20 protein-coding genes are annotated in these 23595 nt (G+C 42.2%); 17 read left to right on the top strand and 3 right to left on the bottom strand.

Annotation, left to right across the window (positions count from 1 at the left end):
* The first annotated feature begins 66 nt into the window (after window positions 1-66).
* From fdhF to mug, 5 genes are all read left to right on the top strand, one after another.
* Window positions 67-3087, top strand: coding sequence for a formate dehydrogenase subunit alpha (gene fdhF / locus B5X77_RS18035; protein ID WP_373887821.1), 3021 nt, complete (start codon window positions 67-69; stop codon window positions 3085-3087).
* On the top strand, window positions 3080-3637 hold the full coding sequence (locus B5X77_RS18030) for a helical membrane plugin domain-containing protein (RefSeq protein ID WP_079509320.1): 558 nt from the start codon (window positions 3080-3082) through the stop codon (window positions 3635-3637). The genes fdhF and B5X77_RS18030 overlap by 8 nt, the downstream gene beginning before the upstream one ends.
* A 120-nt stretch (window positions 3638-3757) precedes the next feature.
* The gene (gene fdhD / locus B5X77_RS18025; RefSeq protein WP_079509319.1) at window positions 3758-4579 is read left to right on the top strand and encodes a formate dehydrogenase accessory sulfurtransferase FdhD; all 822 of its coding nucleotides are present in this window, start codon (window positions 3758-3760) and stop codon (window positions 4577-4579) included.
* A 115-nt stretch (window positions 4580-4694) separates the two neighbouring features.
* Window positions 4695-4940, top strand: a complete 246-nt coding sequence (locus B5X77_RS18020; protein ID WP_079509318.1) for a hypothetical protein — start codon at window positions 4695-4697, stop codon at window positions 4938-4940.
* A gap of 27 nt (window positions 4941-4967) precedes the next feature.
* Window positions 4968-5486: a G/U mismatch-specific DNA glycosylase gene (gene mug, locus B5X77_RS18015; protein WP_079509317.1), complete on the top strand. Its 519-nt coding sequence runs from the start codon at window positions 4968-4970 to the stop codon at window positions 5484-5486.
* A 310-nt stretch (window positions 5487-5796) separates the two neighbouring features.
* Here the strand turns inward: mug and B5X77_RS18010 are convergent, their stop codons facing one another.
* Window positions 5797-6267 carry a GNAT family N-acetyltransferase gene (locus B5X77_RS18010; RefSeq protein WP_079509316.1) on the bottom strand — a complete coding sequence of 157 codons (471 nt, stop codon included), beginning with the start codon at window positions 6265-6267 and terminating at the stop codon, window positions 5797-5799.
* Window positions 6257-6748, bottom strand: coding sequence for a VanZ family protein (locus tag B5X77_RS18005; RefSeq protein WP_079509315.1), 492 nt, complete (start codon window positions 6746-6748; stop codon window positions 6257-6259). Before B5X77_RS18005 ends, B5X77_RS18010 begins: the two co-directional genes overlap by 11 nt.
* Before the next feature lie 268 nt (window positions 6749-7016).
* Here B5X77_RS18005 and B5X77_RS18000 point away from each other — a divergent pair, with 268 nt between their 5' ends.
* The 4 genes from B5X77_RS18000 (at window position 7017) to B5X77_RS17985 (ending at window position 10923) form a co-directional block, all read left to right on the top strand.
* The gene (locus B5X77_RS18000) at window positions 7017-7454 is read left to right on the top strand and encodes a peptidylprolyl isomerase (protein ID WP_079509314.1); all 438 of its coding nucleotides are present in this window, start codon (window positions 7017-7019) and stop codon (window positions 7452-7454) included.
* 348 nt (window positions 7455-7802) lie between these two features.
* Window positions 7803-8534, top strand: coding sequence for a hypothetical protein (locus B5X77_RS17995; protein WP_079509313.1), 732 nt, complete (start codon window positions 7803-7805; stop codon window positions 8532-8534).
* A gap of 21 nt (window positions 8535-8555) precedes the next feature.
* Window positions 8556-9425 (top strand): DUF3307 domain-containing protein, encoded by an 870-nt coding sequence (locus B5X77_RS17990; RefSeq protein ID WP_079509312.1) that lies wholly within the window; start codon window positions 8556-8558, stop codon window positions 9423-9425.
* 112 nt (window positions 9426-9537) lie between these two features.
* Entirely contained in the window at window positions 9538-10923 is a 1386-nt protein-coding gene (locus B5X77_RS17985; protein WP_079509311.1) for an FAD-binding domain-containing protein, read from the top strand.
* On the opposite strand, the gene B5X77_RS17980 is transcribed toward B5X77_RS17985, so the two are convergent.
* Window positions 10906-11799, bottom strand: a complete 894-nt coding sequence (locus tag B5X77_RS17980) for a DMT family transporter (RefSeq protein ID WP_079509310.1) — start codon at window positions 11797-11799, stop codon at window positions 10906-10908. The genes B5X77_RS17985 and B5X77_RS17980 overlap by 18 nt on opposite strands.
* A 136-nt stretch (window positions 11800-11935) precedes the next feature.
* Here B5X77_RS17980 and pdxR point away from each other — a divergent pair, with 136 nt between their 5' ends.
* The 8 genes from pdxR (at window position 11936) to B5X77_RS17940 (ending at window position 23265) form a co-directional block, all read left to right on the top strand.
* Window positions 11936-13345, top strand: a complete 1410-nt coding sequence (gene pdxR / locus B5X77_RS17975; protein WP_079509309.1) for a MocR-like pyridoxine biosynthesis transcription factor PdxR — start codon at window positions 11936-11938, stop codon at window positions 13343-13345.
* A gap of 61 nt (window positions 13346-13406) precedes the next feature.
* Window positions 13407-14162 carry an exodeoxyribonuclease III gene (locus B5X77_RS17970; protein WP_079509308.1) on the top strand — a complete coding sequence of 252 codons (756 nt, stop codon included), beginning with the start codon at window positions 13407-13409 and terminating at the stop codon, window positions 14160-14162.
* A 267-nt stretch (window positions 14163-14429) separates the two neighbouring features.
* Complete coding sequence (locus B5X77_RS17965) at window positions 14430-15080, top strand: helix-turn-helix transcriptional regulator (RefSeq protein ID WP_079509307.1); 651 nt, start codon at window positions 14430-14432, stop codon at window positions 15078-15080.
* 14 nt (window positions 15081-15094) lie between these two features.
* Entirely contained in the window at window positions 15095-15907 is an 813-nt protein-coding gene (locus B5X77_RS17960) for a pyruvate, water dikinase regulatory protein (protein WP_079509306.1), read from the top strand.
* A 3-nt stretch (window positions 15908-15910) separates the two neighbouring features.
* On the top strand, window positions 15911-18583 hold the full coding sequence (gene ppdK / locus B5X77_RS17955; protein WP_079509305.1) for a pyruvate, phosphate dikinase: 2673 nt from the start codon (window positions 15911-15913) through the stop codon (window positions 18581-18583).
* A gap of 240 nt (window positions 18584-18823) precedes the next feature.
* Window positions 18824-19204: a hypothetical protein gene (locus B5X77_RS17950; RefSeq protein WP_079509304.1), complete on the top strand. Its 381-nt coding sequence runs from the start codon at window positions 18824-18826 to the stop codon at window positions 19202-19204.
* A gap of 107 nt (window positions 19205-19311) precedes the next feature.
* Window positions 19312-21888: a DEAD/DEAH box helicase gene (locus tag B5X77_RS17945; RefSeq protein WP_079509303.1), complete on the top strand. Its 2577-nt coding sequence runs from the start codon at window positions 19312-19314 to the stop codon at window positions 21886-21888.
* A gap of 117 nt (window positions 21889-22005) precedes the next feature.
* On the top strand, window positions 22006-23265 hold the full coding sequence (locus tag B5X77_RS17940; RefSeq protein ID WP_079509302.1) for a LysM peptidoglycan-binding domain-containing protein: 1260 nt from the start codon (window positions 22006-22008) through the stop codon (window positions 23263-23265).
* Window positions 23266-23595 lie beyond the last annotated feature (330 nt).

Genomic DNA, 23595 nt, shown 5'->3' with positions numbered 1-23595 from the left:
TGTGAAGAAAAGTGACGAAAAACGATGAGGATTTTTATTTTTCTAAAAAACAACGAAAAAATGTTAATGATCTTTAGGTATAGGGTAGTGAAAAAGGGAGTGATTATATACAGAAAGGAAGATGAGGCTTTGTCTGGCAAAATCAATGTAACAATCAACGGTGCCGAAGTAACGGCTGACGGAAATCAAACAATCCTTCAATACCTTTCGGACAGCTCGATTGACGTACCGAGTGTCTGTTTTCATCCAAGCCTTGGTGCAATCGAGACATGTGATACTTGTATCGTAGAAGTGAATGGAGAAATGGTCCGTTCCTGTTCTACTTTCATGAAGAATGGAGATGTCGTTGACACTATTGCCCCTGATGTCAAGAGGGCACAAACAATGGCAATGGATAAAATTCTTTATAACCATGAACTTTACTGTACTGTATGTGATTACAATAATGGTACGTGTGAGGTACATAACACCGTCAAGGAAATGAAAATCAATCACCAGAGCATCCCTTTTGACCATAAACCTTATGAAAGGGACGATTCTAACCCTTTCTATCGTTATGATCCAGACCAGTGCATTCTATGCGGAAGATGTGTGGAAGCCTGCCAGGATGTCCAGGTAACCGAAACTTTAAGGATAGACTGGGAGCGTGAACGTCCTAGAGTCATTTGGGACAACGACGTGCCAATCAACGAATCCTCGTGCGTATCCTGCGGGCATTGTTCTACGGTTTGTCCATGTAATGCCATGATGGAAAAAGGAATGGAAGGCGAAGCCGGCTTCCTGACAGGAATTGCGAAAGAAACGCTGCGACCGATGATTGAGATTACCAAGGGAGTAGAAACAGGGTATGGTTCCATCCTCGCCATTTCCGACATGGAATCGGCAATGCGTGAATCCAGAATTAAGAAAACGAAAACGGTTTGCACATACTGTGGAGTTGGCTGCAGCTTTGATGTCTGGACCAAAGGACGCGAGATTTTGAAGATTGAGCCGCAGGTGGAAGCACCCGCCAACAGTATTTCTACCTGTATAAAAGGAAAATTCGGGTGGGATTTTGTCAATAGTGAAGAACGACTGACCAAGCCTCTTATTCGTGAAGGTGACAGCTTCAGGGAAGCTGAATGGGATGAGGCACTTGCATTGATTTCTAAAAAGTTTACTAAAATCAAGGATGAATATGGACCTGACTCCCTTGGCTTCATTACTTCATCCAAATGTACAAATGAGGAATCATATTTAATGCAAAAGCTGGCAAGGGCAGTGATTGGAACAAATAATGTTGATAATTGTTCAAGATATTGCCAGACACCTGCAACCGTTGGTTTATTCAGGACTGTCGGCCATGGAGGGGATGCTGGATCCATCAAGGATATCGCAATGGCTGATTTAGTCATCATTATAGGATCCAACACTGCAGAAGCTCACCCAGTACTGGCCACAAGAGTAAAACGAGCTCAAAAGCTAAATGGTCAGAAGCTGATTGTAGCTGACCTTCGTGAACATGAAATGGCTGACAGGGCGGACATGTTTATAAGGCCAAAGGCAGGCAGCGACCTTGTTTGGATTTCAGCGGTAACGAAATATATTATTGATCAGGGCTGGGCAGACAGGGAATTCCTCGAAAACAAGGTTAACGGTCTTTCTGAGTATGTTGAAAGTCTTGAAGGATTTACTCTTGAATATGCAGAAAAAACAACAGGCCTATCTAAAGAAACGCTCATTGAGATAGCTAAAAGCATTCATGAAGCAAAAAGTGTTTGTGCCTTATGGGCAATGGGAGTTACACAGCACCTTGGCGGAAGTGACACCAGTACCGCTATTTCAAACTTGTTATTAATTACAGGTAACTACGGCCGCCCAGGAACAGGAGCATATCCGCTCCGCGGTCACAATAATGTCCAGGGTGCAGGCGATTTCGGCAGCAGTCCCGACTCACTGCCAGGTTATCAGAAGGTAACGGACGAAGCGGCCCGCACTAAGTTTGAACAGATCTGGGGAACCAAGCTGCCTGCGGAGCCAGGGATAAATAATCACGATATGGTGGAAGGAATGCATAATGGTACACTTAAATCCCTTTATATTAAGGGAGAAGAGATGGGCCTTGTGGATTCAAATATTAACCATGTCCAGGCTGGCTATGAAAAATTAGAATTCCTGGTTGTCCAGGATGTGTTCTTTTCAAGGACTGCCCAGTTTGCTGACGTTGTTTTGCCAGCAAGTCCCAGCTTTGAAAAAGAAGGTACCTTTACAAATACCGAGCGTCGGATCCAGCGATTGTACCAGGTATTCGAGCCAGCTGGTGAATCAAAACCTGATTGGCAGATTTTGATTGAGGTGGCAAATCGTCTTGGTGCAGGGTGGACATATCAGCATCCAGGTGAAATTATGGCGGAAGCTGCCAGTCTAATGCCGATCTACTCTGGTGTTTCCTATGAACGGCTGGAAGGATACAACAGCCTTCAATGGCCTGTGCAGCCGGATGGCACAGACACTCCTGTTCTATATTTAGACGGCTTCCCATTCCCGGATGGAAAAGCACGTCTATACCCAGTAAAATGGTCGATCCCAGTTCAATTTGGTGAGGAATATGATATACATGTCAATAACGGCCGACTTCTGGAGCATTTCCATGAAGGGAACCTGACTTATAAGTCGGAGGGAATTACTTCAAAAACTCCTGAAACCTTCCTGGAAGTATCTCCAGAGCTTGCTGAAGAAAGAGGCTTGAAAGATGGAACGCTTGTCCGATTAACTTCACCATTCGGCAATTTGAAGGTACGATGTGTTGTGACTGACAGAGTGCATGGCAAAGAAGTCTACCTTCCAATGAATGATCAGGGTGATGCGGCGATCAACCTCTTGACAAGCAGCTATGGAGATAAGGACACAGATACTCCAGCATATAAGGAGACGAAAGCAAAAATGGAAATTCTCCAATATGAAGGCGCCAATCCTTTGCCAAGGAATAATTTCCGCTACGGAAATCCACAGCCGCAAATTGGCGTCCAGGTGCAAAAAAAGTGGGCACGTCGAGATTATTTCTTCCCTGGAGATCTTGTGAAAAAGGAGCGGACCCAGCATGGCTAAAGCAATCACCAATATCAAAAGGATTGAGCTTACAGATGAACAAAAAAGAAAAATGGAACTCGAAGAAATTGAGACGGCGCTCCTTGATAACAAGGAAGCGATTTTACAGTCACTGGATATTATCAAGCATATGAATGAACGTGGCGTACTGTCGCTTCTTGATGGATTGTTCAGCGAAGGAGATAAAATCCTTAACGTCCTTGTTAAAGCAGCTGACAATCCCGAGGCTACCAATACAATAAAGAACCTATTGTTAATGGTGGGGGTTCTTGGGACAATCAATGTCCAGCAGCTTGAACCATTATTGTTAAAGCTGAATTCCGGTATTGCCAGAGTGGCTGAATACAGGCACAGTGAAAACGATAAACTAGGTTACTTTGACATTGTACGTTCACTCAAAGATCCCGAAATCAACCGTGCATTGTCATTGCTTTTTGAATTTCTTAAAGGCATGGGGGAAAAAACAGAAGGTCTTGAAAGGACGACTCAGCTTCCTGAAGATCAGGACTTGCATCAAAGCAAGGATGGCAGACTGGATAATAGAGTATAAAGATAAAAGCAGGGACCATCTGAAGGGATGCCGCTCCCTGCTTTTTCATGTTTGATTTTTCTTATTTAGGCTAAAGGTAAATCAATATAATGCAAATTTCATTGAGAGAGGATGGCTGTTGTGAAACCAGTCGAGGTTAAAAGGGAGATCCTTCGTTTCGGAAATGGCCAGGCCGAAAGATTGGAAGACAGCATTGTAACAGAGTTTACTGTCACAGTGAAAATAAATGGAGACGAACTCGTTACGATGGTCTGTACGCCAGATTTTATTGAAGAAATGGTCATAGGGTATCTGGCTTCAGAAGGGATCATTAAAAGTTATGCTGATATAGAAAATTTATGGATTCAGGAAAAAGAAGGATTTGTTCATGTGAAAACCGCAAAGTCCAATTCGGTTTACAAGAATTTGCAGGGGAAACGTTACTTATCATCCTGCTGTGGAGCGAGCAGGTCAGCGTTTGTATTTGCTACAGATGCCAGGACAGCCAAAAAGCTTCATGAGGTGAATACTGAAATCGAGGTAGAGGACTGCTTCAGGCTTATGAAAGAAATGCAGGATTCTGCACAGCTTTTTCAAAATACCGGCGGAGTCCATAATGCTTCACTTTGCAGCCTGTTCGGTCCTGTTGTGTCTCGCATGGATATTGGCCGCCATAATGCCCTCGATAAAATATATGGGTATTGCCTGAAGAATGAGATCTCCATTCATGATAAAGTGATTGTTTTCAGTGGCCGGATTTCTTCTGAGATACTGCTGAAGGTTGCCAAAATCGGCTGCCCGATCGTGTTATCAAAGTCTGCTCCAACAGAGCTTGCCCTTAAGCTTGCTGATGAGCTGGGAATCACTACTATTGGTTTTATCAGGAATGGTTCACTGAATGTTTATACACATCCAGAGCGTATCGCGGAGGCAAAACATGGTGTCAAAGAAAGTCGGGTTTAATCCTGACTTTCTTTATTTCTGCCAAGCACCCTGATAGAAATTCTATAAATGTTAACTGGAGTATAAGGTATGGACTAGTATGGAAAAATGGAGGTGAATGAAAAGGAGTGATAGAATGGGTGAAAGTGAAATGCAAGAAATGTTCGAGTGGGCTGGCCTAAGCAATATTTATGAGAAGCATGGCTATAAAATGTGGTTGAGTGGCCTTGAAGATAGCATAGATGCCGAACTATTGGATCACTTTGCAGATGCCTATTCATTTGAGAATGCCGAAACAATGTACTATGATGAATTCCTGTTCCACTTAAGAATATTTAAGAACATCAGCAAAAATAATGAATTGCCTCCCCGTTATTGGTGATAGATATATATTGAGAGGAGAAGGGTGATGCAGCCTATATCAGATCACTTAAAGAAAAATCTTGATGTTGTCTTCGTTGGTTTTAACCCAAGTATACGGTCATCGGAAACAGGTCATCACTACGCCAATCCGAACAACAGGTTTTGGAAGATCCTTTTTGAAGCCGGCATTACGCCAAGAAAGTATGAACCCTCCGAGGATTACCTACTTTTAGAGCTTGGCTACGGTATGACTAATATTGTCTCCAGACCAACTAAGGCTGCAGATGAGATTACAAAAGAAGAATATCAGCACGGAAAGCAAGAACTCCGGGAGAAAATCGAAAACTACTGTCCTAAAATAGTCTGCTTCGTTGGCAAGGGTGTTTATCAGCAATACAGCGGCAGAAAAGAGGTCTCATGGGGAATGCAGGCGGAGGCCGTTGTCGACAACACAATCGATTTTGTCGCTCCATCCTCAAGCGGGTTAGTCAGGATGAAGCTGGATCACATCGTTGAGATCTATAAAGAATTGCCAAAGCTGATTAACTATTTAAATGCAGAGTAATAGACTCCTTTGTATATATCCAGAAATGAACGGAAAAAGCCAAAACAAGTTTCTCTATAACGGATTGGTTTCAAAATCTGGGAAAATACAAAATAGAGGTCACCAATAGTCGTAATTGGCGGACCGGAATTTCGGAAAGACCAAAAAAGGACATCAATGGGCGTGAATTTGACCTAAGATTGTGAAAAAGCGAAAAAGAGGCTTTAATTGGACGTGATATTCGGTTCGAAAATTTGGATAAAAAATAGGCCGCCAATTGTCCTAATTGGTGACCGGCATAGCCCAAACGCATTACTTTAAAAAGTGTATATTACATGGTTTGATCCATTAAACTCTTTGATAATCGAATCATGTCCCTACATTGGATCCCGTTTTCAAAAATCGGTTCAGGGTAGTTAATCAAGAAAAAGTCTTTATCTATTCCAGTGATACGGAAGCCTGCTTTCTGGTAAAGAGCAAGCTGATTGATGCTCGAATTGCCTGTTCCAATTTCGATTACTTCAAATCCTTCATTTCTTGCGGCCTGAATACCATAATTAATTAGACTCTTACCGATGCCTTTCCTTTGAGCTGGTTCAGCTACCGCCAGATTTTTTATTTCTATCCTGTTTCCCGCGATTGGAAGCAGCACGATTACTCCGAGAGTTTCTTCGTTATCTGAAACAGCGACATAACATGAGCCTTTCTTTAGATACTTTGCTGCCATCTCTCTTGAAGGATCAGCAGAGAGAATCAAGTTCCATGGAGGCTGTTCTTCGTTTTTTAGCCTTCTAATTTTCACCACGTTCCCCCCTGAAGAAAAACTGCCAAATAATACGGAAAAACAGATAACCTATTGCCCCGCCAAGGGTATTTAGGATTATATCATCTATATCGAAGCTGCCAACCCTTGTCAGAAACTGGAGGATCTCCACCAGCGAAGTTGCGAGAAGGACTATTGAGGTTGTCCGCCAAAATCCTATGAACCTCTCAAATAACCATGGGAGGAATAACCCCAGAGGCAAAAAGGCAAGTACATTGCCGAACAGGTTTAAGATCCAAATGCTTTGATTGATATGGGAAGATGCTTTTATATAGTCTGTGATTGTTTTGAATGGAATGAGGTTGTATGGATTGGTCCCAGTTGAATTGATTTCATTTGCAGCCTGCCTGTATGGACTAAGGAATAACAATAATGCAGCAAGAATGATGTATAGAATAAAGAGGCTGAAAGATATGGCTGATATCCACTTTTTGTATTTGGGATCTATTTTATTAATCATGTATTCTCCTAATATTTTAAACTAGAATTTTTACTCTATAAAAAATAAAAACCTTACCTAGGCAAGGCTTAACTGAAAATTCCCTGCAAAGCAGGGCCTCTGCCGTCCGTACAGTGGTTAAGTGTCCCGCAACAAGCGAATGTTCGGCAGAGGCAGTTATATTTTAACACATACTTTATGAAAAAATACAATTTCAAGGTGGATACTTTTATTTTCGAAACGAATAGTGGTATGATAGCAGTGATTTTACATTAAGGAGATGATTTTCATGGCGAAAAAAGGATACATAGAAATGCAGAATGGTGAAAAAATCGAATTCGAACTATATCCAAACGAAGCTCCTGGAACAGTGGCGAACTTTGAAAAGCTTGCAAACGAAGGCTTTTATAATGGGTTGACATTCCATCGTGTTATCCCTGGATTTGTAAGTCAGGGAGGGTGCCCTCACGGTACAGGCACTGGCGGCCCTGGATATACAATCAAATGTGAAACAGAAGGCAACCCGCACACGCATGTACCGGGTTCACTTTCTATGGCTCATGCAGGTAAAGATACAGGTGGGAGCCAGTTCTTCATCGTTCATGAATCTCAGCCGCATTTAAACGGTGTCCATACTGTTTTCGGAAAAGTTACTTCCAATTTGGAAGCTGCAAAAGCGATGAGCAATGGCGATGTAATGGAAAAGGTTGTCGTAACAGAAGAATAATCAACTCAAAAAAGAGCCTCAGGGCTCTTTTTTTTAGGCTCTTTTCTCAAACTTTGTTGCTAGTGACAACGAAATAAGATTGAATGACCTATGTTTCTACACAAAAAATTATTAAGGGAAAAGAGCTTGCACACTTATAGCGAACTTCATAACGGCATTTTAACAACAACCTTTACGAAAACAGCCTTTTTTAAACGTATTTACCCATTGAGTCGAACATACGCTCTTGTTAAAATGAAGGGGATAAAAACTTTACCTTTTAGGCTAATAATAAATATATTTGACTGTACTATCTAATTTGTAATAAATTAGATTAATAAATCTAATTTTAAGTTGGGTGGAATGACAATGACATCGGCTTCAGTTTTTATAATGGATGTTTCAAATTCCTCCTCTGTGGAGAATGGAGAAACATTGAGCCGTTATTTAGGTCAGCTTGAGTCGACGATAAAAACTTGGTACGGAAAGTCTGTAAGCGTTCAGGTTAGTCACCGGGCCGGAGATGAGTTGATTCTTTTGGCTGAAGGATATTCATCGGCTTTTATTACGGCATTTTACATCAGCCGAATCTGGAAGTATAAACATAATTCCCCATATTTTGGCCTATCCTTTGGGCATATAGAGAAAAGCATTGAGACTATTGACATCGAAAAATGGATTCACCCTATAGTTAAGCAGGCGAGAACCGCCAACGAGCGGTTAAAAAAGCAAAAAGACAGAGAATCTTTTTTTTTCCTGACTGACGATGATGAACCAGGGATCCAGGTTCTTATGAATGGCATGCTTAGCCTTCAGCATGTTATAAGCACACAGCAAACAGATATACAGCGGTTGGTATGTTCCCTTTACCTGATTTATAGGAAGCAGAATGCAGTCGCAGATATTCTTGGCAAATCAGCTCCTACTGTATACAGCCATTTTAAGAAGGGGCATAGTGAACAGGTTCTTAAGAGCTTTCAGGAAATTGTCAGTGTATTGGAATCTCTTCAGAAGAGAACGTCCGCTGACTTAGAGCATCGGATTGAAGTGAAAATAAAAAATGACCTTAAAAGCCAGGTGCGGGAAGTTTTCAGCCTTTAGGTTCTGGGGAAAGGAGAAGATATGCTTTTATTAAGTCTTATGGTTGCCCATTTAATAGCGGACTTTTACCTGCAGACAGATCGAATGGTAGAGGACAAGCTAAAGAGTTTGAAAAAGCATTTACTTCATCATTTGGTGGTGAACACAATTGTCCTGGCTGCAGGATGGTTCTGTTTTTACAAGCAAGATGATCCAGTAATGTCCGTCATTTTGCCGGTAATATTCATTACATTCTCTCATTTGATCATAGACCTGTTCAAAATTAAACTTATTGATCACCATACATCACGTCACACCCTTAACAGACTTTGGTTTTTTCTTCTGGACCAGCTTCTTCATATGACAATGCTGCTGGCTGCTCTGCAATTGTTTTATCGAACTCCCATAGCTTCGAACATACAAAAGTTTATAGAGCTTCTTTTTACGCAAGGCCGGGATTTGGGCATTGCTGCAATCTTACTGGTTATTCTAATAATATTTATCATGGGCACTACTGTCAGCGGACATATCATCAAGATCCTGCTTGGCTCTCTTCCAGGGCAGCTATTGACCTTCGAAGGGAAATACACATTTAAAAATGAATTAAAGGAGCCTTTATATCCCAGGAATAAGGAAGATAGCGGTCTATCCGAACAATACAGCTACATGATTTTCAATAAGCACGACATGTCCCGAGGAAAACTGATTGGTTATATTGAACGGATGCTGGTCATTCTCCTGACTTATTATGGGTCTTATCCGGCAATTGCCTTCATTGTAACGGCGAAATCCATTGCACGTTTCAAGCAAATGGATGACCGGGATTGGGCTGAATATTTCTTGCTCGGAACATTGACTTCCATGTTCCTGGGAATTCTGTTCGGAATTCTTCTCAGGGAATTGCTTAACTAAAAATAGATCCAGCATGATTCTTTGTATTTCCTGTATTCTAAGTACTCGAATATTAGCTTTTAAGATTTTTAACTATAGCCTAATTGTTTATTAGATTAACGGAGTGATTTGAATGAACATCGTCCTTTTTAATAGAGACCTGCGCATTTTTGACCATCAACCGTTAGGAGAAGCGGCCAAAATGGGTGAAATTTTGCCGTTATATATTTTAGAGCCATCGGAATGGGAGGAAGACACACATTCAATCCGGCATTTTCAATTTGTAGTTGAAAGTCTAGAAGAACTTTCTGAGCAAATTGAAAATCTTGGAGGAAAACTCTTTTTCTCAATTAATAAGTTGGAGGAAGTTCTGGAAAAACTTCTGGAAGCCTATGAATCTATCAATATCTTTGTCCATCGAAATTCGTTTTTATTGGAGAAGATTTTAGAATGGAGTGAACACAATCAACAGCGCGTGTTTATTTATGGTCCTGATTTTGGCAGCGTGACAGCAAAGCTTTTTAAACAGCTATTTCAGGAACATGTGAAGGAGCCTCTAGTCGAGAAGCCAGCCAAAATTTACATACCGAAAGAAACACCATCCGTTTTGTTCACTGATATTAAAAAAATCAAGAAATTCAGAGTAAAAGGAAAAAGAATACGCTTCGGACAGCAAGGGGGAGAAAGCCGGGCAACAGAGACACTGGATTCCTTTCTCGAAGAACGATTTGCGAACTACGTGGGAAACCAGCATAAACCACTGCCATCGTCGTTTTCTTCATCGAGGCTGTCCGCTTACATTTCCTGGGGGAATATTTCGGTAAGAACAGTCTTCCAAAAGACAACTGAAGCACTTGAAACTTGCGATTCAACTGAAGAAAGACACCAACTGGAAACATTTTTATCAAAATTAATTGCCCGGGTAAAATCCTCCAGTATGATTCCGGAAAACAACGAATCCGTAGAATTATCAAAAATCAAAAATGGGTGGAATGAAGAGTGGTTCGAGCGTTGGTTAGAGGGGAGGACAGGATTCCCTATCATTGACGCCGCGATGAGAAGCCTTGATAAAACAGGCTGGTTGAACTTTACGTTAAGGGAAATGGTGACTTCGTTTATTACTAATACATTATTAATGGATGGACAGAAACCCGGGACCGCGTTAGCTCAATTATATTTAGATTACGAGCCTGCATTGCACAGTTTTTATTTCAGGCACATATCAGGCTTAACGGCCAAGGTGAAAATTATTAATCCTCTTAGGGTCGGTAAACAGATAGATCCAGAAGGAGCGTTCATCCGCCGATATATCTCCGAGCTTGAAAATATACCGATCGAATACATTCATGAACCCTGGCTTTATCCAGGTTTTTATCAACTTGGCTATCCAACTCCGATGATAGATGTGGTAAAAGCCAATAAAAGTGCACGGCAAAAATTCAAGAGTCTGACTCAGGAGACCAAGCCTGCCAGGAAAAACACTGAGGGAGAAACAGAACAGCTATCCTTTGATCTCTGATAAGGATTCTGAAACCTCGGTTCTTCCCTGGAGGTATGTCAGGGACACACCCGCAAGGGTAAGGATGCCGCCTGCCATTGTTAGGAACGTCGGTATTTCTCCCAACCAGGTCCAGGCGATCAGAAAAGACGCGGCAGGTGTTAGATACAATGAACTGGCTGCTTCAGCCGTGCCGGATTTGGCCATTATATATGCTAAAGCAAAGTAGGCTATAACTGTAGGGAAAATTCCGAGATAGACAGCGCTTATAGTAGATCCTAAAGGTGCCGAAGCGATCTGTGTAACTGTGCCGGGAGCATAGCAACCCATTAAGATGGCGGCCGTCCATATCGTATATGCAGTAAAAGGAAGTGGACCGTATTTTTCAAGATATTTTTTTTGGAACACAAAGTACAGTGATTCTGAAAAAGAAGCAATCAGGATTAACATCACCCCGAATCCCAGTTCGACACATCCCCCAGATCCAGCGGAAATAAAGAAGATGCCTGCCAAACTGATGGCTGCACCAATCCAATACCTTTTTCCTGCGCGTTCTTGAAAGAAAATCCTGCCTAATAACCCAATAAAAACAGGTGAAGTAGAGACAAGCAAACTGGCTGCACCGGCGCTGACTGATTTTTCCCCGTAATTCAGGGCGGTTTGATATACCGCAAATCCCAGGAATCCGAACAGGAAGATGACAGGCAAATCCTTCATTTCGGGCAGCTTCATTTTTGTGATAACAGCATAACACGCTAATGCAAGGGAGCCAATTAGGAGCCGAAGAAAGCTCAGGTGTTCAGGGGAATATCCTTCAAGGCCATGCCTGATACCGGCGAATGCCGATCCCCATAAAAAGATGACGAGCAAATGTGCCATAGTCATTCGGATTTTCATTTCATCCACCTCCTTAAAAACCGACCAATTCACTCCTCAGTTCTCTTCTGTCTACCAAATATAACTTGAGTTTGGTAAAATGTATCCATCCAATAGGGATAGAATGAAACCAACCAATTTTTGAATGGAGCCTGAAATGAAAGCACCGAAGTACAAGATGATTAGTGACTATATAAAAGAACAGATTACGAACGGTACCTGGCCGGTTGGCAGCAGGCTTCCAAGCCAGCGCGAGCTCGCCAGGCAATTCGAAGTGAACCGAAGTACTATCATCACAGCTCTGGATGAATTGGCAGCTGATGGGCTGATTGAAGGAAAGCTCGGAATGGGCACAGTAGTAATCAATAACACGTGGACGTTGATGCGGGCAGTTCCTCCCGTGAATTGGAATGAACAGGTAGAGCTTGGTTCTCATCAAGCGAGCAAACCAACTGTTCAGGCTATAAACAAAGCAGAATCCGATGAAAATTTGATTCAGCTTAGCAAGGGTGAGCTATCAAAAGAATTATTCCCGCTTGATGATATGAGGGCTGTTATAACAAAAGTGGGACAAAATCTGGAACCTTTCGGCTACGAGGAACCAAAAGGGAATCCACTTTTAAGAGAAGCAATCTCGAAATATCTCAGCCAAAAAGACATCAAAGTACCAACCTCTTCAATCTTGGTTGTATCTGGAGCCTTGCAAGCTCTCCATCTTATTTCCATAGGTTTGCTGGAAAGGGGATCAACAGTGTTCCTTGAGGATCCATCTTATATAAACTCTTTGTCTACTTTTCAGTCCGCGGGCATGAAGCTTCAGGGAATCCCTATTGATAAAGAAGGAATCCTCCCTGAAAAAATAGAAAACGTTCATCAACATAAAAATTCTGTCTTATATTGTCATCCAACTTTTCATAATCCTACTGGTGCAATAATGGGGGAGAAAAGGAGACAGGAGTTGCTCAAGCTGGCGGAAAATGAACAGATTCCTTTAATAGAGGACGATGTTTACGGTGACCTATGGCTGGACAATCCGCCGCCGTTGCCAATCAAATCTCATGACAGACATGGGAATGTCTTATATTTAGGCAGCCTGTCAAAAAGCCTTAATCCAGGTCTTAGGATCGGATGGATTGTAGGGCCGGAAGCCGTTATTGACCGCCTGGCTGACCTGAAAATGCAAACTGACTACGGCACAAGTTCTATTTCTCAAAGAGCGGCAGCAGAATGGCTTTCCAGCGGATTGTATGAGAAGCACTTATTAAGAGTAAGAAAGCATTTGAAAGATCGCAGAAATGCTGTAATGCTTGCATTGGATAAACACCTGAGCCGGTATGCTGAATGGGAAAAGCCCTCAGGGGGATTTTTCATTTGGGTTGACTTCAAGGCAGAGGTTGCTTTGTCTGATTTGTACCGGAAAGCTTTAGCAAATGGAGTACTGATCAATCCAGGCAGGATCTATTCAAACCAAAAAAGCCAGCATTTCAGGCTCTCTTTTGCGAATGGCCGGATTGATGACATTGTTAAGGGAATCGCAGTATTAGAATCGTTGATTGAAGACTGTTAGAATAATAGAATATGTGATTTCCGCTAAGCAGATTAATATAACATCGAGGAGAATAATATTTATGAAATTAGTATCATGGAATGTGAATGGCATAAGGGCATGTGCCCAAAAAGGTTTTTTGGACTTCTTTCAGGAAGCGGACGCAGATTTGTTTTGCATCCAGGAAACGAAACTGCAGGAAGGCCAAATCAGCCTTGAATTAGAAGGGTACCACCAGTTCTGGAATTACGCTGAGAAGAAAGGGTATTCAGGAACTGCGGTTTTTTCGAGGCAAGAGCCGGTGTCAGTAAAATACGGTATTGGGTCAGCTGAACATGATCATGAGGGCAGGGCAATCACCATCGAGTTCGACAAGTTCTACCTAGTCAATGTCTATACACCGAACTCACAGCGTGATTTGGCTCGTCTGGGTTACCGTTTATCCTGGGAAGATAAGTTGAGGGAATACTTGCTTGGGTTGGAGTTGATGAAGCCTGTGGTCCTATGCGGGGACCTTAATGTTGCCCACAGTGAGGAGGATCTGAAAAATCCTAAATCAAATCGCGGGAACTCCGGTTTTACGGAGGAGGAACGAGGAAAAATGACTGAGCTGCTCGACAGCGGTTTTGTAGATTCATTCCGGTATCTGCACCCTGAGGCAAGGGATGTGTACACCTGGTGGTCGTATATGAATAAGGTAAGAGAGAGGAACATAGGCTGGCGCATTGATTACTTCATCGTTTCAGAAAAACTGGCACCTTCCATTCAAATGGCAGGGGCAGAATGTTTTGTAATGGGCAGTGACCACTGTCCCGTAATCCTTGAATTAAATATATAAAATAGATTAAATCCCCTGGATAGTACTCCGGGGGATTTTTTTAAAAGTAAATGCAGGATTTATAAAGAAATTTAAACAGTATGGCATAATTCATAACCATAACCGATGAAGGAACCACTGAATAAACAGCATATTTAAAAGAAATCTAGAATTATCAAAACCTTTTCTTTTGCTTTTGCCATTAATGTTATATACTATAAATTAATAAGGATAACACATTTAAAAATTCCTTGATAATGTTACATAATTATTATTGGGGGGACGTTGATGGTGAGTTCTATTAAACTTACAAAACGGCAAGAAGAAATCGTTCAAATAGTTAAAGAGGATGGGCCGATAACTGGTGAACAGATTGCTGAAAAGCTTAAGCTGACACGGGCAACCCTCCGTCCCGACCTGGCTATCCTCACGATGGCGGGCAGTCTCGAAGCGAGGCCGAGAGTCGGTTATTTTTTCAATAAGGATAAAGAGAGACTGTTTCAACCGACAGAGATAGTAAACTTAAAAGTAAATGATTATAAAGGACATCCGATTGTAGTACAAAAATCTTCCTCTGTTTATGATGCGATTGTCCAGATGTTCCTTGAGGATGTTGGGACTCTGTACGCTGTTGATTCAGAGGGATGCCTTGCAGGAGTGATCTCGAGAAAGGACTTGCTGAGGGCGGCGATTGGGAACAAAAATCTGGAGGAACTTCCTGTAAGCGTCATCATGACCAGGATGCCGAACATCATTACAGTCAATCCTGAAGAAACGCTGCTGCAGGCTGCAAGGAAACTGGTTACCAACCGTATCGATTCTCTCCCTGTCGTACGGGAGCTGAGCGGTAAAGCCGAATCATATGAGGTCATCGGGCGAATTACCAAAACAACGATTACAAAGGTTTATCTAGAAATCGCAGAGCAAAAATCTGTCTAGGAAGTGAGTGCACTTTGGAGATGAAGGAAGTTGTCTATGTGGTGTCCGACTCGGTCGGAGAAACAGCAGAATTTGTAGTAAAAGCTGTGGCAACACAGTTTAATGGCGGGCAGGTTGATATCAAAAGGAATTCATACGTTGAGGACGAGGAAGACATTGAGGATATCCTTTTGATGGCCAGGCAAGGCAGGTCAATCATTGCCTATACCATTGTCGTACCTGCACTAAAAGCCTATTTGGATCGAAGGGCTCAAGAGGAAGGAATCTACGCAGTTGACCTGTTGAATCCACTCATGAACGCCTTTGAAAAGAAGTTCAATAAAGAGCCCAATCATCGGCCGGGAATGATGCGGAAATTGGACGATGAATATTTCCGCAAGATCGAAGCAATCGAATTTGCCGTTAAATACGATGACGGTCGGGACCCACGCGGGATATTAAGAGCTGATATTGTCCTGGTCGGCGTTTCCCGTACGTCCAAAACCCCTTTGTCAATGTACCTGGCCCATAAGCGTTACAAGGTTGCCAATGTACCGATCGTTCCAGAGGTTAAACCTCCGGACGAATTGTTCCAGATTTCTAGAAGCAAATGTGTAGGTTTGATCATCTCACCAGATAAGCTGAATGAAATCAGGACCGAAAGATTGAAGGCACTCGGCCTTGGAGCAAGGGCGAATTACGCAAGCTATGAACGAATTCTTGAAGAATTAGACTACGCAGAAAAAATTATGAAACGTGTGGGCTGCCCGGTCATCAATGTTTCCAACAAAGCTATAGAAGAAACTGCAGGGCTGATACTTGATATTTTAAAAAGTGAGAGGAGCTAAGTTATGTCTAAATTTGTGTATCTTTTTAATGAAGGAAACAGCGGAATGAAAGAAATACTGGGTGGAAAAGGTGCAAACCTTGCGGAAATGACACGTATCGGTCTACCAGTGCCTTTTGGATTCACGATTTCGACTGAAGCATGTAACGCATATTATGATGCTGGAAAGAGGATTCCAGCAGAAGTTCAGGCACAGGTGCTGGAAGCACTAGGTGAGCTGGAAGAAAAAACAGGAAAGAAGCTTGGGAATCCCGAGAACCCGCTTCTTGTGTCTGTCCGCTCTGGTGCTGTATTTTCAATGCCAGGCATGATGGATACAATCCTGAATCTTGGAATGAATGATGAGACAGTTGAAGGGATGGCAAAGCTTACAGATAATCCAAGATTTGCATACGACTCTTATCGCCGCTTCATCCAGATGTTCAGTGATGTTGTACTGGATGTCGATGTATTCTTCTTTGAGCGTCTGCTTGAAGAAACAAGGGAAGCAAAGGGTTATATGTCCGACCCGGAAATGAAAGCAGAAGACTGGAAAGAAGTCATTGAAGGATATAAGAATATCGTGACAAAACATACAAGGAAACCTTTCCCGCAGGATCCAAAGGAACAACTCTTCCTTTCCATCAACGCTGTATTTGATTCCTGGAATAATCAGCGTGCGATTGTTTATCGCCGCTTGAATAAAATTCCATCTCATTTAGGAACAGCAGTTAATATTCAGAGCATGGTGTTCGGGAACATGGGAGATGATTCAGGAACAGGGGTAGCTTTTACGAGGGACCCGTCCACAGGTGAACACATCCTTTATGGCGAATATCTCATCAATGCCCAGGGAGAAGACGTAGTAGCAGGCATCAGGACTCCACAGCCAATCAAGACTCTTAAGGATGAAATGCCTGCAGTATACCAGCAATTCGTTGAGACATGCCAGCGTCTTGAACAGCACTATGAAGATATGCAGGACATCGAATTCACAGTGGAACGCGGGAAGCTTTTCATCCTCCAGACACGTACAGGAAAGCGCACAGCCCAGGCTGCAATCCGCATATCCACTGAGCTTGTTAAAGAAGGCATCATTGATAAAAAGGCGGCCCTGCTCCGTGTGGATCCTGAGCAGCTTGATCAGCTTCTTCATCGCAGGATTGATGAGAATTATGAACGGAAACAGCTCGCTAAAGGCCTTCCTGCCTCACCTGGCGCGGCGACAGGCAAGGTTGTCTTTGATGCAGATGAAGCAGAGCTGCTTGCAAATGACGGCCAAAAGGTGATCCTTGTCCGCCCGGAAACCACTCCGGATGATATACATGGTATTATCGCAGCCCAGGCAGTCGTAACAAGCCGTGGCGGAATGACAAGTCACGCGGCCGTTGTAGCGCGAGGTATGGGTAAAGCATGTATCTGCGGATGTGAAGCGATGAAAATCGATTTACATGAAAAGCAGTTCAGAGTTGGCGAAGTGGTCGTGAATCACGGGGATATCATCACTATTGATGGCGGAACCGGTGAAATCATGCTTGGTGAAATCCCGATGATTGAACCTGAACTTTCTTCAGAGTTCCAGTTATTACTTGCGTGGGCCGATGAAGAGCGTAAAATAGGCGTTCGTGCTAATGCAGATAACCCTGAGGATTCGGCTAAAGCTCTGGAATTTGGCGCTGGCGGTATTGGACTTTGCAGGACAGAGCATATGTTCATGGATGCTGCAAGAGTGCCAATTGTCCAGAAAATGATTCTTGCTGAAACTTTCGAAGAGCGCAATGCCGCGTTGGATGAACTGCTGCCAATGCAGCAGGGGGACTTTGAAGGAATCCTTGAAGTGATGCAGGGATTGCCTGTTACAATCCGTCTCCTGGATCCGCCGCTTCATGAGTTCCTGCCGGATAAGGAAGAGCTTTTAGTGGAGATTACGAAACTTCAAATCCTTGATCCAGAATCTAGAGAGCTTAAGGAAAAGGAAGCATTACTTAAGAAGGTGCGCCAGCTTGATGAGTTTAATCCGATGCTTGGCCATCGCGGCTGCCGACTTGGCATGATCCATCCTGAAATCTATGAAATGCAGGCTAGAGCAATCTTTTATGCAGTAGCTAAACTCGCTGATAAGGGAATTGATGCGAAGCCTGAAATCATGATTCCATTAGTCGGCCATGTGAATGAACTGAAAGAAATGCGTGAGCTTGTGAATGCAGCAGCTCAGAGCATAAAAGAAGAGACAGGCAAGGAATTAGAATATACAGTAGGAACGATGATTGAAATCCCTCGTGCTGCGCTGACCGCAGATCAGATTGCCGAGGAAGCAGATTTCTTCTCATTTGGTACAAATGATCTTACTCAGACAACTTTCGGTTACAGCCGTGATGATGCAGAGGGTAAGTTCCTTCAGGCCTATATTGAACAAAAAGTTCTTCCTGAAAACCCGTTTGCCGTCCTCGATCGCGAAGGAGTCGGCAAATTGGTTGAAACAGGTGTCCAGCTCGGCCGACAGACAAAACCAGGATTAAAAACAGGTATTTGCGGTGAACATGGCGGAGAGAAAAGTTCGATTGAATTCTGCTACAATGCAGGACTTGACTACGTAAGCTGTTCACCTTACCGTGTACCGCTGGCAAGACTTGCTGCTGCACAAGCAACGATCCGCCATGAGAAAAATAATGAAAAAGAAGTTGTTACAGCAAAATAATCTTCAAAAGGAGCGTGTATCTAACACGCTCCTTTATTTATAAATGGTTGTTGAGAGATATAAATACCTTCAATTTAATAATTCCTTTAGTGTTAAAGACGAGCTTTGAATGCTTAATTTCCTTATTAATAGGTAACTGATGGAAAAAAGGGTATACTGTATATGTAATTCCTTGGGTCTTCTGGTGTTTCGACCTACCAAGAGAAGGCGTGAGAACAAACCAGTGAGAGGATGAGGAAGATGTTAGTTACGCTATATCAGGCAAAAGCTGGCGATGGCAGCAAAAAGAAGGGGTTAAGAAGAACGAAATCCTTCTTTTCGACTCCAGAGGATGCATTATTAGAGGCATTTGCATTAAAGGAAAAAATGGATAAAAGATATGAAAATGAAATAGAATGGGATTATCAAGGTGTTTTTACTGGAACGACTCAAAAAATGAAAATCCTTAAGGGATATTTAAAGGGCAATCGGGAGAGTACACCGTTTTATCTGGAAATTCAAAGCGTAGAAAATAATGACAAGATAAAACCAGTATCTCCATTTCAACCAAAGAGTGTTACAAAGGATGATAAGAAGATATTAACTAAAGTCATGAAAAAGTTAACGGTAAAGAACACCTAGAATCTTGCCATTCCTCTGATTTATAGAGTTTAGGAAATGGAAAAGGGACGCACATACCCATTGTGCGGCCTTTTATTTATATTTAGACAATCTTGAGGGGATCAGATATGAAACAAATTGAAACCATCCATCAGCACGCAGTCGAGAATACGAAAAATAAGATTATGGAAGACATAGAGAAATTTCTTGGCGAACAAGAGAAGCTTCCGGAATTTGAGGACTATCTGAAGACAAGAAGCACATACATAAGCCAGATTTGGCTAAATGTATGGTTGACAAAATCGACAAATGATTTTTCCAAACGTGATAAAAAAGCCTTTTTAAGCGAGCGGGATTATGTTGTGGAAGGCATTGACCGGAAACTCATCAATAAGCTTTTCAGAAATGAAATGAGAAGCTTTAAACCTTTTGATTCGAGTGAATGGATTAATTCTGCCATCAATAACTCTGGCTGGGATGAGTTATATCAGCAGGCCAGAAAGAGGTTTCTGAAAAAAGCCGAAGAGGACCGTATGCTTGAAAAAAAGGCGAAGGTTAAAGAAGAAATTTTCAAACATGCTCAGAAGGTTTTAAATGATTTTCAGGAAGTCGCGTATTTGAAGATCAGGCACAGAATGGCTATCGAGCTAAAGCGAATATTTCAAGAAGAACAAAAATACAAAGATATAGATACGTATATGCTTGAAGAAAAGTTAACGGTGATTGGTTCATACAACACAGACGACTACAGGGCTATGGCAGATTTCTTTGATGAACTGACAGGGCAAATACATCAGACGTCCGATTGGGGCAGATATTATTTTGAATATGAGACCTATCAGTATCATTTTGAAAAAAAGTTGTTGGACTACTTTTCCGAAATAGCAGCAGAAGAGGTGCTGAAAAGTCTTGACCCTGATATAAACAGCTATTTTAAAGAAGCATTCAACGATGTCCTGTCAGTTTCTGAAACTAGGAGAATCATCAGCGATATAACCGAAGCTTATATTGATGGTTTCATGTTTAAGCTTCAGGAAGAATACATTAGTGATCTTTTACGGTTGCCGGATATCGAATTTGATATAAATGTCTATCAGGAAATTTATGAAAAGGATCTCTCAGATAGGGTTCGCAGGATGGCAGAAGAACAGGCGGAGATAGATCGAAAAAGGGAAGAAGAGGCTCGCATGCTTGAGGATATTTTCGGCCGGGAATATAATCCATCTCTTAGGCGGAATGTAAAGTACATTCTTCATATTGGTGAAACAAATACCGGTAAAACACACCATGCGCTTGAACGGATGAAAGAAGCCAAAAGCGGCCTTTACCTGGCACCACTAAGGTTGCTTGCATTAGAAGTGTATGAAAAGCTCAACTCTGAGGGTGTGCCCTGTTCTTTAAAAACAGGGGAGGAAGAAAAACCTGTCACAGGGGCAAGCCATATTTCCTGCACAGTAGAGATGTTTCATGAAAAAGAATTTTACCATGTTGTCGTTATTGATGAATCCCAGATGATCGCGGATAAGGATCGCGGATTCTCATGGTTTAAAGCAATTACAAAGGCGAATGCAGAGGAAGTCCATATCATTGGCAGCCGGAATATCAAAGAGATGATGATGGACCTCCTTGATGACGGAGTAGAAGAGATTTATGAATATAGCCGTGAGATTCCGCTTCAAGTCGAAAATAAAGAGTTCAGCCTTAAGAATACTAAAAAAGGTGATGCGCTTGTTTGTTTCTCGAGGAAACAGGTACTTGAAAATGCATCGAAATTACAAAACAACGGACGCCAGGTCAGCATGATTTATGGGAGCATGCCGCCGGAAACAAGAAAAAAGCAGATAGACAGATTCATAAATGGAGAAACAAGTGTGGTCGTTGCTACCGATGCAATTGGCATGGGTCTCAATCTGCCAATCCGGAGAATTGTGTTCCTTGAAAATGAAAAGTTTGATGGAACAAGAAGAAGGAGGCTGACTTCCCAAGAGGTAAAACAAATCGCTGGCCGCGCTGGAAGAAAAGGGATATACAATGTCGGCAGAGTGGCGTTCACCTCGGATATTGGGATGATGGCAAAGCTGCTTGAAAAAGATGATAAACCGGTTGAGACATTTTCTATTGCTCCTACTTCCGGTATTTTTGAAAGGTTCCAAAAATACCATCGAACTCTTGCTGTTTTTTTCGAACTATGGAATAAATTCGAAAGTCCAAAAGGGACAAACAAAGCTTCTCTTTCAGAAGAAAGAGAGCTTTATGAGTACGTCAGAGATACAGAAATCGAAGCGAGGCTGCCGATGATGGAACTGTATGGATTCCTTCACCTTCCTTTTTCTTCAAGGGAACCAGCGCTCATTGAGCAATGGCTTGAAACAATAAAGGCCATCGTTGCAGGGGATGAGTTGCCGGAACCACTTGTAAAAACGGCCACACTGGAAGAACTAGAGCTTTCTTATAAAGCGATTGGGCTTCACCTTTTGTTTTTATATAAATTGGGAAGAAAAACTGAAGCGGTGTATTGGGAAAGAATGCGTACTGGGTTAAGTGATGATGTACACGAATTTTTAAAGTCTGAAATGAAAAATTATAAAAAGAAGTGCAGGCATTGCGGAAAGGGGATTCATATTGATTCGCCCTACCAGATATGTGATGCCTGCCATGCATCCAAATCAAGAAAAAGACAGGATACGAGGGATAGGTGGAGATAATCTTCAAACAGCAGGGCTTATATGTTTAAGCCCTGCTTCTTTTATAATAGAAAGTAATAAATTACTGTTTAATGGCCATATGATGAAAGAAGGATAAAAATAAAAAGGTGTGATGTAATGGCTGTTCACGTCGTGAAGTCTGGAGAAAATCTTTGGAGCATTTCAAGGTCATACGGTGTAACTATCCAAACTATATTAGAGGTTAATGGTCTCCCTTCCGCGAACTCACTCGTTCCAGGCCTTGCTCTCTACATTCCAGACCTTCTACCGGTACTCCGGTTTCATAAAATCAAAGCTGGAGACACATTATGGAAACTCTCCCTGCAATATCAGGCGAGTATAAGTAATATTTTAAGTGCAAACCCGGGACTTGATCCCAACAGATTATATATTGGCCAGAACATCAATATACCTTCTTCTGTAAAACCATGGTTTTCCACATTAGGTTTTATCGTTCCTGGATCCTCTCCAACATTCCTTGCTGATTTAGAAGCTATTGCACCCCATCTCACTTACCTGGCTGTCGCAGCTTTTTCTTTCACAAAAGAAGGGTATGCATATGTGAATGGGGATGATGCCCCTATAGTCCGTAAAAGCTCCGAATTGAATATTATTCCATTACTATTGATCCAGAATACAACAGCATCAGGATTCAGCAAAGAGCTTGCAGGGACAGTGCTGTCAACCCCGGCATACAGAAGAAATCTCGTGGCCAGCCTCGTCAATTTGGCGATACAAAGGGGATATGGAGGCATAAGTGTAGATTTAGAATTCATTCCGCCTCCTCAAAGGGAAGATTTCAATACGTTTCTTAGGGAACTAAAAGCATCGATGGGAAGGCTGATCTTACATGTAAATGTACATGCCAAAACTGAAGATATCCCGACCAATCCTATCATTGGCGCCTATGATTATAAAAAAATCGGTGAGATTGCAGATATCGTCGCTGTCATGACAATTGATTATGGCTATCCGGGCGGCCCGCCTGATCCTATTTCGCCACTATGGTGGATTGCCCTTGTAGTCAGGTATACACTGACCCAAATACCTCGAGATAAGTTGCAAATTGGTCTCCCGCTCTACGGTCATGATAAAGTAGTTTCAACAAACCAGTTTCGCTCTCTTTCCGTTTTGGCTGCCCAAAATCTGGCCATCTCCACGGGTTCCGTCATCCAATATGATACAGCCGCACAATCACCATGGTTCAGATACTGGAAAGGGACGGAAGAACACATTGTATGGTTTGAGGATATTCGAAGCTATATTGAAAAATACAGGCTTATTGATTTATATCAATTACAGGGAGCAACTTACTGGCAAGTGAGCTTGCGTGCCCCGCAAAACTGGGCCTATCTTGATAAGATAGATATCATTTAGGCAGTATTGGCTTGGAGGATAGTTTTGTTCGATGTAGGTATAGGTTTGGACAAAACAACGATTTATCAAGAAGATATTGTCCGAAGCAGGTTCAGGTGCATAAAAACACTAGCCCTCAGCGCCATTTAGTGCAAAGTATGCAACAGTTAGGACAGTCAGGAACTATTATCCTATTTTTCTTCAAAGAGCATCTGAGGATTTAAAGGGTATTATTAAGCTTAATTTTAATAAAACTCGGAAACGTCACTTAGAAGTATCCTAGTTCATGCTTTTAATGAGCTAGGTGCTTTTTTAATTTAAAAGGGTAGGAGCCCCTGTTTTTGGGTATTA

Origin of the sequence: Mesobacillus jeotgali, from assembly GCF_900166585.1 — a bacterium.
Lineage (GTDB): Bacteria > Bacillota > Bacilli > Bacillales > Cytobacillaceae > Mesobacillus > Mesobacillus jeotgali_A.
The sequence above is the reverse complement of the archived record's forward strand: the minus strand, read 5'-3'. Positions and strand labels throughout refer to the sequence as shown.

Coding starts and splice junctions, on each gene's coding strand:
- B5X77_RS17985 (WP_079509311.1), top strand. CDS start 9,538: ATGAACATCGTCCTTTTTAATAGAGACCTGCGCATTTTTGACCATCAA.
- B5X77_RS18020 (WP_079509318.1), top strand. CDS start 4,695: ATGGGTGAAAGTGAAATGCAAGAAATGTTCGAGTGGGCTGGCCTAAGC.
- ppdK (WP_079509305.1), top strand. CDS start 15,911: ATGTCTAAATTTGTGTATCTTTTTAATGAAGGAAACAGCGGAATGAAA.
- B5X77_RS18005 (WP_079509315.1), bottom strand. CDS start 6,748: ATGATTAATAAAATAGATCCCAAATACAAAAAGTGGATATCAGCCATA.
- B5X77_RS17990 (WP_079509312.1), top strand. CDS start 8,556: ATGCTTTTATTAAGTCTTATGGTTGCCCATTTAATAGCGGACTTTTAC.
- B5X77_RS17950 (WP_079509304.1), top strand. CDS start 18,824: ATGTTAGTTACGCTATATCAGGCAAAAGCTGGCGATGGCAGCAAAAAG.
- B5X77_RS17995 (WP_079509313.1), top strand. CDS start 7,803: ATGACATCGGCTTCAGTTTTTATAATGGATGTTTCAAATTCCTCCTCT.
- fdhF (WP_373887821.1), top strand. CDS start 67: ATGATCTTTAGGTATAGGGTAGTGAAAAAGGGAGTGATTATATACAGA.
- B5X77_RS17940 (WP_079509302.1), top strand. CDS start 22,006: ATGGCTGTTCACGTCGTGAAGTCTGGAGAAAATCTTTGGAGCATTTCA.
- mug (WP_079509317.1), top strand. CDS start 4,968: ATGCAGCCTATATCAGATCACTTAAAGAAAAATCTTGATGTTGTCTTC.
- B5X77_RS18000 (WP_079509314.1), top strand. CDS start 7,017: ATGGCGAAAAAAGGATACATAGAAATGCAGAATGGTGAAAAAATCGAA.
- B5X77_RS17965 (WP_079509307.1), top strand. CDS start 14,430: ATGGTGAGTTCTATTAAACTTACAAAACGGCAAGAAGAAATCGTTCAA.
- B5X77_RS17970 (WP_079509308.1), top strand. CDS start 13,407: ATGAAATTAGTATCATGGAATGTGAATGGCATAAGGGCATGTGCCCAA.
- B5X77_RS17945 (WP_079509303.1), top strand. CDS start 19,312: ATGAAACAAATTGAAACCATCCATCAGCACGCAGTCGAGAATACGAAA.
- pdxR (WP_079509309.1), top strand. CDS start 11,936: ATGAAAGCACCGAAGTACAAGATGATTAGTGACTATATAAAAGAACAG.
- B5X77_RS17980 (WP_079509310.1), bottom strand. CDS start 11,799: ATGAAAATCCGAATGACTATGGCACATTTGCTCGTCATCTTTTTATGG.
- B5X77_RS18030 (WP_079509320.1), top strand. CDS start 3,080: ATGGCTAAAGCAATCACCAATATCAAAAGGATTGAGCTTACAGATGAA.